The organism is Micromonospora sp. NPDC049044 (genome assembly GCF_040649215.1).
Lineage (GTDB): Bacteria > Actinomycetota > Actinomycetes > Mycobacteriales > Micromonosporaceae > Micromonospora.
The window spans coordinates 55,280-68,929 of sequence record NZ_JBEZFA010000034.1; the positions used below are offsets into that span (position 1 = coordinate 55,280).

Consider the following 13,650-nt stretch of genomic DNA (forward strand, 5'->3'; position numbering starts at 1 on the left):
TCCTGAAAACCGGGGTGTCCTGGCAACCGGGACACCCCGGTTTCCGGGAAAACGAGTCGATCAAGGCCAGGGCTGCGGAGCTAGTCGATCAGGCCCTCGGCGCGCGCCCATCGCAGCAGCTCCACCTCGGCGGCGTCGCGGTCCAGCGGACCGTGCTCCAGGCGCTGCTCCTTGAGGTGCTTCCAGGCCCGCCCGACGACCGGCCCCGGCGGTACGCCGAGCAACTCCATGATCGCGTTGCCGTCCAGGTCGGGGCGGACGCGGGCCAGGTCCTCCTCGGCCGCGATCCGGGCGATCCGCTCCTCCAGCGCGTCGTAGTCCGCCGCGAGCTGGGCGGCCTTGCGCCGGTTACGGGTCGTGCAGTCCGAGCGGGTCAGCTTGTGCAGCCGAGGCAGCAGGTCACCGGCATCGGCGACGTAGCGACGCACCGCCGAGTCGGTCCACTCGCCCCGCCCGTACCCGTAGAAGCGCAGGTGCAGCGCGACAAGCGCGGTCACCTGCGCGGTGACGTCCTTCGGGTACCGCATCGCCTTCATCCGGGCCTTGGTCAGCCGGGCGCCGACCACCTCGTGGTGGTGGAAGCTGACCCGGCCGTCGGACCCGACCGCCTTCGTGGCCGGCTTGCCCACGTCGTGCAGGAGGGCGGCCATCCGCAGGACGAAGTCGCAGCCCTCCTCCTCGTAGGAGACCGCGTTCTCGACGACCGTCAGGGTGTGCTCGTAGACGTCCTTGTGTTGCGCGTGCTCGTCGATCTCCAGCTTCAGCCCGGTCAGCTCCGGCAGGAACCGCTCGGCCAGGCCGGTGTCGACGAGCAACCGCAGCCCGGTGATCGGGTCCGCGCCGCAGAGCAGCTTGGTGAACTCGTCCCGGATCCGCTCGGCGGTGATCCGGTCCAGGTCGGCGGCCATCTCGCTCATCGCCCGGTGCACGTCCGGGTGCACGGCGAAGCGCAACTGGGCGGCGAACCGGGCGGCCCGCAGCATCCGCAACGGGTCATCGCCGAACGACTCACCCGGGGTGCTCGGAGTGCGGATCATCTTGGCCGAGAGGTCGGCCAGCCCGCCGTGCGGGTCGGTGAACCGGTGCTCCGGCAGGCTGACCGCCATCGCGTTGATCGTGAAGTCGCGCCGCTTGAGGTCCTCGTCGAGGCTGGTGCCGTACACCACCACCGGGTTGCGGCTGACCTGGTCGTACGACTCGGCACGGAAGGTGGTGATCTCCAGCCGGAGGCCGTCACGCTGCGCGCCGATGGTGCCGAACTCGCGACCGGTCTCCCAGATCGACTCGGCCCAGCCCTTGAGGATCCGCAGCGTCTCGTCGGGGTGCGCGTCGGTGCAGAAGTCGAGGTCGTCACCGAGCCGGCCGAGCAGGGCGTCCCGCACCGAACCGCCCACCAGGTGCAGCTCGTGACCGGCGCGGACGAAGCGGCGGCCCAACTCGTCGGCGACCGGGGAGACCCGGAGCAGTTCGGCGACGGCGTTGCGCTGCGCGGCGGTGAGTTCGCGGCGGTCGGCGGCGTGTGGAGCGGAGGCTTCGGACATGGGATCGCCAGCTTATCGGGCCGGGGTGTGATCCGATCCGCCGGGCGCGGGTATCGGGCGGGGGTTGACTATGGTCTGTGACGTGCGGGTCGGTGTCCGGCTCGACGTACCCCTGGGAGGCTGGAGATGAGCGGCGGGCTCTACCGCAGCGCCAACGCCACGCCGGACGGTAACGTGCCGCCGGCTGACGGGGCGGTCTTCATCTCCGCGGAGCCGCTGAACCAGCCCGGGGTGGAGGCCACGGCACCGCCGCCGGAGGTCGTCGGCGAGACCAGCGCCGCCGCCAACAGCGCGGTCATGGCGATCGGCAGCCTGGTCAGCCGGGGCACCGGCTTCATCCGGAACCTGATGATCGGTGCCGCCCTCGGCAACCTGATCGGCAACGCCTACACGACCGCGATCTTCCTCCCCAACCAGGTGTACGAGTTCCTGCTCGGCGGGGTGCTCACAAGCGTGCTGATCCCGGTGCTGGTCCGTCGACGCAAGAGTGACCCGGACCGGGGCGAGGCGTACGCCCAGCGGCTGCTCAGCCTGGCGGTGCTGGCGCTGGCCGTCGCGGCCCTGATCGCCGTGGCGTCGGCGTCCTGGCTGACCGCCATCTACGCCAGCGGCAAGGACGAGGCCTACACCAGCCTGATCACCCGCCTGTCGTGGCTGATCCTGCCGATGCTGTTCTTCACCGGCGTCAGCGCGTTGATCGCCGCGGTGCTGAACACGCGGGGTCACTTCGCCGCGCCGATGTGGGCGCCCATCCTCAACAACCTCGTGGTGATCGGCGTCTTCGGTCTCTACATCCTGGTCTACGGGGCGAAGGGGCTACAGCCGGCGGACATGGACGCCGGCCGGATCCTGCTTGTCGGTGGCGGCACCCTGCTCGGCGTGGCGGTGCAGACCGCCGGGCTGCTGCCGGCGTTGCGCAAGGTCGGCTTCCGGTGGCGGTGGCGGTTCGACTTCCGCGAGCTGGGTCTGCGCGAGCTGGCCCAGCTCGGCGCATGGATGTTCTGCTACGTGGCGGTCAACCAGCTCGGTCTCTTCGTGGTGGTCAACCTCCTCACCCGGGCCGCGGGCACGGACCAGGCCGGCATCCTCATCTACAACAACGTCTTCCTGTTACTGATGATGGCGCACGGCATCATCGCCGTCTCGATCATCACCGCGCTGATGCCCCGGATGGCCGCCGCGGCGGCGGACGGGCGGTTCCACGACGTCACCGCCGACCTTTCCCGGGGTGTCCGGATGGTGACAGCGGTGCTCGCGCCGATCGCTGTCTGCTACGCCGTGCTGTCCACCCCGATCTCGGTGGTGGTCTTCCGGTACGGAGCGTTCACCGCCGAGAACGCGACGGCGACGTCCACGGTTCTGCTTGCCGCCGCGCTGGCCCTGGTGCCGTTCGCGATCAGTCAGCTCTTCACCTTCGCGTTCTACGCGCTGCCGGACACCCGCACCCCGGCACTGATCAACATCCCGGTGGTGGCGCTGCGGGTCGGCGTACAGATCGTGCTCTTCGCCGCGTTCGCCGCGCAGTTCGCGGCGGCCGGGATGATGATCGGCAACGCGGTCTCCTACCTGGCCGCGGCGATTGCCTCGGCCTGGCTGCTGCGGCCCCGGGTCGGCCGGATCGGGCTGGGCGCCATCATGCGCACCCTCGGCCGGGTCGTGGTCGCCGCACTCGGCGCGGCGCTGATCGGCTGGCTGGTGATCGCCCTGCTGCCCGGCGGCGACCGACCGAGTTGGATCGCGGCGGCCGTCCAACTCGTCATCGGTGGCGCGGTGATCGGCGGGAGCTACCTGGGCCTGGCCATGCTGTTGCGGATCGGCGAGATCACCGAGGTGGTCGGCATGGTCCGCCGCCGCCTCGGTCGCTGAGCGTCGGCGCTCGTTCACAAGAAGTTCGCACCCACACGGAACGTGACAACGGATCACCAGGCTGGGGACACAGCTGTGGATAAGTCCGCGATTCGCCGGTCAACCACCGCATTGGCCTGTGGATAACCAACCGTACGGCTGAGCGTGGCACGCCGTTCGGCGGGAACAGGCACTGTCGCGGGAGCGCCACACCAGCCCAGCCCCGGCGTCGGTCACTTGCGGTGAAGCCGTAGATTAGCTAGTACATGTGCCAGCAACGTGGCTGACAACGGTCGTAACCGGACGAGTTCTCGGGCTGCCGGAAGCCCGTCGGGTACGGCGGGAAGATGACATGTCGGGGAGACGGGCAACCCGGGTAAGGTCGCTCTCGACGGGTACGGCAGGGGCCGACGCTGCGCGTCGACACTGGTCGGCCGGTTCCTTCAACGGCAGAGCGGGAAGCCACATGCCCAGCAGTGCGGGTCCATCGATCGACACGATCACCGAGGGAGGACGGGTGACCCAGGTCGGCGAGGGTCAGGAGGCGGACGAAAGCGCTCCTCCGGTCATGACCTTCGGTGCTCCCACGGCCGGTGAAGTCCTCGCCGAGCGGTACGAGCTGGTTGAGCACATCAACAACGACAGCGCAGGTCGGCTGGTCTGGCGCGGGGTCGACGTCATCCTGCGCCGTCCCGTCGCGGTGGTGCTGCGCTACCCGGGTGGCGACTCCGCCACCGAGATGCTCCAGGCCGCCGTGGCGGCCAGTCGGGTCATCCACCCCAACCTGGTCGGCGTCTACGACGCGATCGACGAGGCCGAGCGGGCGTACGTGGTGCGCGAATGGGTCGACGGGCAGTCCCTGCGCGACCTGGCGGCCGACGGCCCGCTGGACCCGGCCCGCGCCACCGCGATCGGCAACGCCGTCGCCAGCGCACTCGCCGCCGTGCACGCCACCGGCATGGTGCACGGCAACGTCCACCCCGGCACCGTCATGATCAGTGACGAGGGCCGCGTGGTTCTGGCCGATGCGCGCACCGATGGCGCGGACAGCCAGGAGAACGACATCCGGGCCGTCGGCGGCATCCTCTACTTCGCCCTCACCGGCTCGTGGCCGCACGCCGAGGCACCGCTGCACGGCGCCACCGCCGGTCACGGCCGGGCCGCTATCCCGGACGCCGTTCGGGATGCCGGGGGTGGCATCGCGGCCCCACGTCAGGTCCGCGCGGGCGTGCCCGCGTACCTGGACGACCTGACAATGGATCTGCTCGACGCCGAGATCGCGCCGCCGTCCTCCGATGTGCTCGCCGCCGAGCTGGCCCGACTGGACGTGCCGGCCGAGGAGGAGCACTACCTCGAGAACAGCGGCCCGCTGCGGTTCGCCGCCGAGACCGGAGAAGAGCCGTCGCCGCTGGCCGCGGCCGGCGGCCGCAAGGTCGCCGTGGGCATCGCCGGCCTGCTGGCGGTGGCCCTGGTCGGTCTGCTGATCGGGATCAGCACGCTCGGCGACAAGGACCCGCAGGCCGGGCAGAGCCCCACCCCCTCAGCGAGCGCCCCGGCCGGCGATGCCACCCCGGCCGCCGCCACGGTCCGCAAGCTGCCGGTGAAGACCGTCCGGATCATCGACCCGGACAGCCAGGTGCGCGATGAGCTGGGCGGCGCGGAAAAGGTGACCGACGGCGACCCCGACAAGGGCTGGGGCACCGACACGTACACGACCGCCAAGTTCGGCAACAAGAAGCAGGGCATGGGGATCTGGCTGGATCTCGGTGCGCCGCACACGGTCAAGTCCGTGCAGGCGGTCCTCTCGGCCCGGGGCGCCTCCGCCCAGCTCCTCACCGGCACCATCGACCCGCCGTCGACCTCCACCGGCGACAAGCAGCTGATCGCCAACTACAAGACCGCGAAGAACGCCATCGGGCAACCCTTCGAGGACCATGACGGCACCACGATGGCGTTCGACGGCTTCGACGTCGACACGAAATACCAGTACCTGCTGTTCTGGATCACCGAGTTGCCGGCCAGTGAGCGGGGCTTCCAGGTCGACGTCGAGGAGATCACGGTCCAGGGGTCGTGAGCCTGGCATCTCCGCCGTGGCACCGCATCCGCAGGACGTGGTGATGGACGGGCGCGCTGCCGCTTCGGATCTGGAGCTGCTGCGCGCCCACGTCGATGGCGACCGGCAGGCCTTCGCCGAGCTGTTCCACAGGCACCGCGACCGGCTCTGGGCGGTCGCCCTGCGTACGCTCGGTGACCGTGAAGAGGCCGCTGACGCACTCCAGGACGCGCTGCTCTCCGCACACCGGGCGGCCGCGCGCTTCCGCGGTGACTCCGCAGTCACCACCTGGCTGCACCGGATCGTGGTGAACGCCTGCCTGGATCGGATCCGTCGCCGGCAGGCACACCCGACAGTGCCGCTGCCGGACGGCAACCGGGCCTGGGACGGCTCGGGCACCGGCGGGATCGAGCCGGTGGCGCCCGCACCGGACCACGACACCGCGCTCGTGGTCCGTGCGGCGCTTGCCGCGCTGCCCGTGGAGCAACGTGCCGCGCTGGTGCTGGTGGACGTGCAGGGCTATCCGGTCGCCGAGGCCGCCCGGATCCTCGGTGTCGCCGAGGGGACGGTGAAGAGCCGGTGTGCCCGGGGACGGGCCCGGCTGGCCGTGCTGCTCGGGCACCTGCGGCCCACCGGCAACCCACCGCCGCCGTCGGCCCGCCCGGAACCGACCGGCCCGACCAGGGAGGTGCTGGGCGTCACGCCGGGGAACCCGGGCCCGGCCGAGGGCGTCGGATCGGGGTCGGGACGGTACCGGCGGGACGCCAATCAGGAGGACACGTGACGACCGAGGGGTTCCGGGGGGTCGACGACGACCTCCTCGCTGACTACCTCGGCGGGGCGTTGGACGGCACCCCGCAGCAGGAGGAGGTCGCCCGGCTGGTGGCCACGGACCCGGCCTGGGCCGAGGCGCACGCGCTGCTGGCGCCCGCGCTCGCGGAGGTGCGGGCGGAGCTGACCCGCTGGGCCGAGCCGTCGCCGCAGATGCCGCAGGCGATCGCCGACCGTCTCGGCGCCGCGCTCGTTGAGCTGGGGCCGATGGTGGCAGACACCTCGACCGACGAGGACACCGCCGCGACCGCCGACGCCGACCGCCCCGCGACATCACCTGTCGTACCGATGCAGGGCGGGGCGCGCCGCCGGCCAGCCGGCCCCGCACCGGCCGGTTCTGGTCGGTCTTCCACCGGACCAGGTCGCCGTGCCGGCTGGATCCGCCGTGGCGCGCCGGTGGCGGCCGCCGCGATCGCCGTTGTCGCGGTCGCGCTGGGCCTCAACCAGCTGTCGATGCGTGCGGGCGACGACACCGCCGGCACCAGCGCGATGGAACGGCCGGCCAACGCACCGGCGGGCGCCGCGGCGCCCGCAGCGGCCCGCACCACCGGCCCGGCACTGCGCAGCGGTACGAACTACACCCCGCAGACCCTCGGCAACGCGGTGGACGTCGACGGGGAGACCCTGGCGTCTCCCGGCCGGGCGACGGGTGACGCGGCCGGCTCGCCGCCGGAGTTGGGCACCGGGGAGCGACGCCCTTCACCCGACGGGTCGGACCAGTTGGCCCGGTTGACCACCGACGCCGCCCTGAGCACCTGCCTGGCCGACGTAGCGGCGGAGCACGGATCCGCGCCGCTGACGGTCGAGATGATCGACTATGCGCGTTTCCAGGGCGAGCAGGCGCTTGTCATCCGTTTCACCGACGCCACCGGGTCCCGCTGGGCCTGGGTGAGCGGCCCGGAGTGCGGAGTGCCGGGGTCCGGCTCGGACAGCCGGTATTCCGCGCGGGTAGGGTGAATCCACGGTCATCGGCATGATGACCGGCCACGTGACCTGACCCACCAGATGCCCGTCTCGGGAATCCCCGATTCGTACGATGACGTTCTGGAAGTCAGCTGTCGACCCACCCAGGCGTCGGCAACTCGGATCAGCGCCGGTGCGCTCACCGACGCTGAACACACACACTCGGGAGACGGCAGTGGACGAGGTCCGCAACCTGATCATCATCGGCTCCGGGCCGGCCGGCTACACCGCGGCGGTCTACGCCGCACGCGCCAACCTGAAGCCTTTGATCATTGAGGGCGTGCAGTCCGGTGGTGCGCTGATGACCACCACCGAGGTGGAAAACTTCCCCGGCTTCGCCGACGGCATCCTCGGCCCCGAGCTGATGGACAACATGCGCAAGCAGGCCGAGCGGTTCGGTGCCGAGTTCCTCACCGACGACGTGACCCGGGTCGAGCTGGTGGACACCGGCGACGCCGGTTCCGGCGCGGTTAGCACCGTGTGGGTCGGCGAGACCGCCTACCGGGCCCGGTCCATCATCCTCTCCACCGGTTCGGCCTGGCGTCCGCTGGGCGTGCCCGGCGAGCAGGAGTTCCTCGGCCACGGCGTCTCCGCGTGCGCCACCTGTGACGGCTTCTTCTTCCGCAACCAGCAGATCGTGGTTGTCGGCGGTGGTGACTCGGCGATGGAGGAGGCCACCTTCCTCACCCGCTTCGCGGAGTCGGTCACCATCATCCACCGGCGCGACTCGTTCCGGGCCAGCAAGATCATGGCCGACCGGGCGCTGAGCAACGAGAAGATCAAGGTCGAGTGGAACAGCACCGTCGAGGAGATCCTCGGCGACGACGGCAAGGTCACCGGCGTACGGGTCCGCAACGTGCACACCGGCGACACCAAGGTGCTTGACGTCACCGGCGTCTTCGTGGCCATCGGTCACGACCCCCGCAGTGAACTCTTCCGTGGTCAGGTCGAGTTGGACGACGAGGGCTACGTGAAGGTCCAGGCCCCCGGCACACACACGAACGTGCCCGGCGTCTTCGCCGCCGGCGACGTGGTCGACCACACCTACCGTCAGGCGATCACCGCGGCCGGCACCGGCTGTGCCGCCGCGCTCGACGCCGAACGGTTCATCGCGACGCTCAGCTGAATCAAGAACACATCCCGGAGGAGGGGCACAGTGGGAAATACCAAGGCGGTCACCGACAAGAGCTTCGTCGCAGACGTGCTGCAGGCCGACAAGCCGGTTCTGGTCGACTTCTGGGCCGAGTGGTGCGGCCCCTGCCGCAAGGTGTCGCCGCTGCTCGAGGAGATCGCCGGCGAGATGGGCGACCGGGTCAGCATCGTCAAGCTCAACATCGACGAGAACCCGGAGACCGCCCGCGCCTACCGGGTCATGTCGGTGCCGACGCTCACCGTCTTCAAGAACGGCCAGCCGGTGCAGTCGATCGCTGGTGCCAAGCCGAAGGGCGAGCTGGTCCGACTCATCGAATCGGCGCTCTGACCAGCAGAAACATCCACCTAACCCCGTACCCGATCTCGGGTGCGGGGTTAGGTGTCTTTCCGGCCCGCGCCGGTTGACGTTTTTCCCGGCCCGGCCACCTCGCCGCCCCGGACCGCATAGCCTCAACCCTGGGCCGCCCGGCCAGCCATCGTCGTGCAGAGGGGGTCGTGCCGTGCGTCCGATCCGAGCCGGTGACCGGGGACCCGCGGTCACGGAGATCCGCAGCATCCTGACCGGCCTCGACCTGCTCACCGCTGCGGGACCGGCCACCGACGAATTCGACCTGGACACCGAGCGGGCGGTCCGCGCGTTCCAGCAGTCCCGGGGTCTCAGCGTGGACGGCCGGGTCGGGGCGGAAACCTGGCGCGCCCTGGACGCCGCCCGCTGGCGGCTCGGCGCCCGCACCCTCTACCACGCGGTCCCCGACCCGCTCAGCGGCGAGGACGTTCGGTCACTGCAGGAGCGGCTGCTGGAAATGGGGTACGACGTGGGCCGGGCGGACGCCATCTACGGCATCCGGACGTCCCGGGCGGTGGCCCAGTTCCAGCGGGAGGTCGGCCTGGCCCCCGACGGTTCCTGCGGCCCGCACACGATGAACGCGTTGCGCCGGATCGGCCGCAAGGTGGTCGGTGGCCGACCGCAGTGGCTCCGCGAATCCGACGCCATCCGACAGTCCGGGCCGGCGTTGGTCGGCAAGACGGTGGTCGTCGACCCCGGGCACGGGGGCACCGACCCGGGGATGGTGGTGCCCGACGGGTCGCTGCGCTGGACGGAGGCGGACCTGGTGCATGACCTGGCCAGCCGGCTGGAGGGGCGGCTCGCCGCGACCGGGGTACGGGTGCAGCTCACCCGCGGCCCGTCGCCCGACAGATGCCTACCGGACACCGACCGGGCGCTGCTCGCCAACTCGCTGGGCGCTGACGTGTTCATCTCGCTGCACCTGGACGGGCACGCCAACCCCGAGGCGGAGGGCGTCGCCACCTACCACTACGGCACCGACAACGGCGTCACGTCGGCGACCGGTGAACGTCTGGCCGGGCTTGTGCAGCGGGAGATCGTCGCCCGCACGGGGCTCCGGGACTGCCGTACCCACGCCAAGACCTGGGACCTGCTGCGGCTGACGCGAATGCCGGCCGTGCGGATCGAGGTCGGCTACCTCACCTCACCCACCGACCGCGCCAAACTGGTCGACCCCCGTTTCCGCGACCGGGTGGTGGAGGCGATCGTGGCGGCGGTGCAACGGATGTACTACCCGATCGAACGGGACGTACCCACCGGCTCGTTGGACGTCAGCGAACTACGGGCCGTCGTGATCGCCGGCACGGTTGTCGACTGATCCGCCGACTCGGCGATCAGGTGTTCGTGGAGCGGGTGGCCGGCGCGGGGCGGACCGGGCGGAGCAGGGTCTCCGGGCTCATCGAGCCGAGCAACTTCTCCAGCGCGTACTCGACGTCGGACTTCCAGCTCAGCGCGGTTCGCAGCTCAAGGCGCAGCCGGGGGAAGCGCGGATGCGGACGTACCGTCTTGAACCCCACGGAGAGGAAGAAGTCGACAGGTGCCACGCAGCCGCCCGCGGGGTCGTCCGCGTCGCCGAACTTGGCGTCGCCGAACGCCTCAATGGCCTTGATCCCCCGCTTGGTCAGGTCCCGGGCGACACCCTGCACAAGCATCCGGCCCAGCCCGCCACCTGCGAACGCGGCGACCACGTTGGCGGTCATCAGCAGTGCCGCGTCAGCGGAGACGGGCGAGGTCGGGAACGCCATCGAGCGGGGCACGTAGGCGGGCGGCGCGTACGTGACGAACCCGGCCGGCATGCCGTCGACGTACGCGAGTTTGCCGCAGGAGCCCCACTCCAGCAGCGTCTGGGAGACCCACGCCTCCTTCTCCAGGCCCGGATCACCGGCGGCGCAGGCCCGGTCCGCGGAGACCGGATCAAGCTCCCAGTAGACGCACTGTCGGCACGGGCGAGGAAGGTCTTCAAGCGTGTCGAGGGTCAGGCTGACCAGACGTCGCGACATATGGCGCATCCCCACAATAGGCTCGGTGGTAGGACCGGCGCGCAACGACAGCGCCGCCTTCCTGCTCCGACGAGCGATCGTACGCCGCCGATCGGCGATCCGGGAGGGGACGCGCAAATGCCCAGCCCACCGGGGGACACCCAGGCTGGTCCGGCATGTGGTCGATCCGAATCGGTAGGGCCCTGGTGCGGTGCGGGCGGACTAGGATCGACAATCGGTGTCTCGTCGCCATGGTCATCGGTGGATGGGGTACCCGGGCGGTAGCCACCCGAGCAGCGATCGAGGTGAGGTCATGACCGGCACGACACTCGACGACTACACCGACCGGTATGCCCGGCGGGTACGTGGGATGACCGCCTCCGAGATCCGAGCACTGTTCGCGGTGGCCAGCCGTCCAGAGGTCGTCTCGCTCGCCGGTGGCGCACCGTACATTGCCGCCCTGCCGCTCGACGCGGTAGGCGAGATGCTCGGCCGGCTCGGCTCCGAGCACGGCGTGACCACCCTGCAGTACGGCATCGGTCAGGGCACCCTCGAGCTGCGCGAACGGATCTGCGAGGTGATGTCGCTCTCCGGGATCGACGCCGCGTGTGGCGCCTCTCCCGAGGACGTCGTGGTCACCGTCGGCGGGCAGCAGGCACTCGACCTGGTGGCCCGACTCTTCCTCGACCCGGGGGACGTGGTGCTGGCCGAGGGGCCGACGTACGTCGGTGCGCTCGGAGTGTTCCAGGCCGCCCAGGCCCAGGTCGTGCACGTACCCATGGACGCGGACGGGCTCGTCCCGGAAGCGCTGGAGGCGGCCATCGCCGACCTGTCCCGCGCCGGGCGCCGGGTGAAGTTCCTCTACACGATCCCCACCTACCAGAACCCGACCGGCGTGACGCTCAGCGAGGAGCGCCGGGAACGGGTGCTCGACATCTGCGAGCGCGCCGGTCTGCTCGTCGTCGAGGACGACCCGTACGGTCAGCTGGGGTTCGAGGGGGAAGCGCCGGCGCCGCTACGGGCCCGCCGCCGGGACGGGGTCTTCTACCTCAGCACCTTCTCCAAGACCTTCGCGCCCGGCCTGCGGGTCGGTTGGATCCTGGCCCCGCACGCGGTCCGCGACAAGCTGGTGATCGCCAGTGAGGCGCAGATCCTCTGCCCCAGCGGCTACGCCCAGGCCGCCGTCTCCACCTACCTCGGCACGATGCCCTGGCGGCAGCAGCTCAAGGTCTACCGCGAGGTCTACCGGGAACGCCGGGACGCCCTGCTCGACGCGATGACCGACCTGATGCCCGAGGGCACCAGCTGGACCAAGCCGGCCGGTGGCCTCTTCGTGTGGGCCACCCTGCCCGACGGGCTCGACTCGAAGGCGATGATGCCCCGCGCGGTCGCCGCCCGGGTCGCCTACGTACCCGGCACCGGCTTCTACGCCGACGGCACCGGCACCGAGGCGATGCGCCTCAACTTCAGCTTCCCGCCGCCGGAGCGGATCCGCGAGGGCGTCCGCCGGCTGTCCGGCGTGATGGAGCAGGAAATCGCGATGCGCCGGGTCTTCGGTGCCGTGGGCGGCGCCACCGGCCGCCGCGGCCAGGCCGGCTCCGACGTGCCCGGTCCTGACTTGGCATGATGCCGGCATGGGTACGACCGCCATCGAGCGTCTCCTCGTGACCGATTCCGCAGTCCCGGCCGACCTCCACGTCGTCGTGCTCGCCGGTGGGCTCTCCTACGAACGGGACGTGTCGCTGCGCTCCGGTCGGCGGGTGCTCGACGCACTGCGTGCCGTCGGCGTCGAAGCCGAACTTCGGGACGCCGATGTGGCACTGCTCCCGGCGCTTGCCGCCGACCCACCCGACGCCGTCGTCATCGCGCTGCACGGCGCCACCGGCGAAGACGGTTCGCTGCGCGGTGTGCTTGACCTGTGCGACATCCCGTACGTCGGCTGTGACGCCCGAGCTTCCCGGGTCGCCTGGGACAAGCCGTCGGCCAAGGCGGTGCTCCGCGAAAACGACATCCCGACCCCGGACTGGGTGGCCCTCCCGCACGATCGCTTCTCCGAGCTCGGCGCGGTCGCCGTACTCGATCGGATCGTCGACCGACTGGGTCTGCCGCTGATGGTGAAACCCGCACAGGGTGGGTCTGGGCTCGGTGGGGCGGTGGTCCGGGACGCCGCAGCGCTGCCCGCGGCGATGGTGGGCTGCTTCGCGTACGACTCCACCGCCCTGGTGGAGCGGTACGTGCCCGGCATGGACGTGGCGGTCTCCGTTGTCGACCTGGGCTCCGGGCCGCAGGCGCTGCCACCGGTGGAGATCGTGCCGCGCAACGGGGTGTACGACTACGCGGCCCGCTACACGGCCGGGCGGACCACCTGGCACGCTCCGGCCCGGTTGGCCCCCGAGGTGTCCGCCGCCGTCGCTGACGTGGCCCTCGCCGCACACACCGCGCTCGGCCTGCGGGATCTCTCGCGGGTCGACGTGATCGTGGACGCCGCCGGCCAGCCACACGTGCTGGAGGTCAACGTCTCGCCGGGCATGACGGAGACGTCGCTGCTGCCACTCGCCGTGCAGGCGGCAGGGCTGGACTTCGGCCGACTCCTCGGCACCCTTGTCGCCCGGGCGGCGGCCCGCGTCACCACTGTCTGACGCACTCGCCGCCGCCTCGGTGCGGCGCTGCGCCCGGCCACCAGGTTTGCGCGATTGCCACGAGCCCGGGCCGCCGCGCCACCCTCATGGCCGGTTCACGGTCAGGGAGCACTCGCAGTGCCGCTGTCCGGGGTGGCGCTGTCCGGGGTGGTCCCTGCGGTGGCCTCGTTGACCGCGCCCGGTGCGGGCTCGACACCGGTGCTGCCCACCCGAGCACGAAGGGCTGCGGCAGCGGCGAGGGATGTGGATCCGCCGCGAGTCGACTCGTCGGCGCCCGCAACGCCGAATGCCGAGGTATCTG

Annotated in this window: 11 protein-coding genes; 9 read left to right on the plus strand and 2 right to left on the minus strand. The window is 71.0% G+C overall.

Features of this window, described 5'->3' with window-relative positions; all coding sequences use genetic code 11:
* Positions 1–80: 80 nt before the first annotated feature.
* Positions 81–1,541 carry a CCA tRNA nucleotidyltransferase gene (locus AB0B85_RS25095; RefSeq protein ID WP_357411283.1) on the minus strand — a complete coding sequence of 487 codons (1,461 nt, stop codon included), beginning with the start codon at positions 1,539–1,541 and terminating at the stop codon, positions 81–83.
* Positions 1,542–1,667: 126 nt separating this feature from the next.
* Between AB0B85_RS25095 and murJ the strand changes: the two genes are divergently transcribed.
* The 7 genes from murJ to AB0B85_RS25130 all read left to right on the plus strand — a co-directional run bounded on the left by murJ (position 1,668) and on the right by AB0B85_RS25130 (position 10,049).
* A complete protein-coding gene (gene murJ / locus AB0B85_RS25100) occupies positions 1,668–3,407 on the plus strand; it encodes a murein biosynthesis integral membrane protein MurJ (RefSeq protein WP_357411285.1) in 1,740 nt (579 codons plus the stop codon).
* Positions 3,408–3,852: 445 nt separating this feature from the next.
* Positions 3,853–5,460 (plus strand): protein kinase family protein, encoded by a 1,608-nt coding sequence (locus AB0B85_RS25105; RefSeq protein WP_357411287.1) that lies wholly within the window; start codon positions 3,853–3,855, stop codon positions 5,458–5,460.
* A 43-nt stretch (positions 5,461–5,503) separates the two neighbouring features.
* Entirely contained in the window at positions 5,504–6,223 is a 720-nt protein-coding gene (sigM, locus tag AB0B85_RS25110; RefSeq protein WP_357411331.1) for an RNA polymerase sigma factor SigM, read from the plus strand.
* Positions 6,220–7,227 (plus strand): hypothetical protein, encoded by a 1,008-nt coding sequence (locus AB0B85_RS25115; protein ID WP_357411289.1) that lies wholly within the window; start codon positions 6,220–6,222, stop codon positions 7,225–7,227. Before sigM ends, AB0B85_RS25115 begins: the two co-directional genes overlap by 4 nt.
* Positions 7,228–7,408: 181 nt before the next feature.
* A complete protein-coding gene (trxB, locus tag AB0B85_RS25120) occupies positions 7,409–8,359 on the plus strand; it encodes a thioredoxin-disulfide reductase (protein ID WP_357411291.1) in 951 nt (316 codons plus the stop codon).
* Positions 8,360–8,389: 30 nt separating this feature from the next.
* Positions 8,390–8,713 (plus strand): thioredoxin, encoded by a 324-nt coding sequence (gene trxA, locus AB0B85_RS25125; protein ID WP_053651673.1) that lies wholly within the window; start codon positions 8,390–8,392, stop codon positions 8,711–8,713.
* Positions 8,714–8,885: 172 nt separating this feature from the next.
* Positions 8,886–10,049 (plus strand): N-acetylmuramoyl-L-alanine amidase, encoded by a 1,164-nt coding sequence (locus AB0B85_RS25130; RefSeq protein ID WP_357411293.1) that lies wholly within the window; start codon positions 8,886–8,888, stop codon positions 10,047–10,049.
* Positions 10,050–10,065: 16 nt separating this feature from the next.
* Here AB0B85_RS25130 and AB0B85_RS25135 read toward each other — a convergent pair whose 3' ends face one another.
* A complete protein-coding gene (locus tag AB0B85_RS25135; protein ID WP_357411296.1) occupies positions 10,066–10,731 on the minus strand; it encodes a GNAT family N-acetyltransferase in 666 nt (221 codons plus the stop codon).
* 292 nt (positions 10,732–11,023) lie between these two features.
* On the opposite strand from AB0B85_RS25135, the gene AB0B85_RS25140 reads away from it, so the two are divergent.
* Positions 11,024–12,337: a PLP-dependent aminotransferase family protein gene (locus AB0B85_RS25140; protein WP_357411298.1), complete on the plus strand. Its 1,314-nt coding sequence runs from the start codon at positions 11,024–11,026 to the stop codon at positions 12,335–12,337.
* 7 nt (positions 12,338–12,344) lie between these two features.
* Positions 12,345–13,349, plus strand: coding sequence for a D-alanine--D-alanine ligase (locus tag AB0B85_RS25145; protein ID WP_357411300.1), 1,005 nt, complete (start codon positions 12,345–12,347; stop codon positions 13,347–13,349).
* Positions 13,350–13,650: the final 301 nt, after the last annotated feature.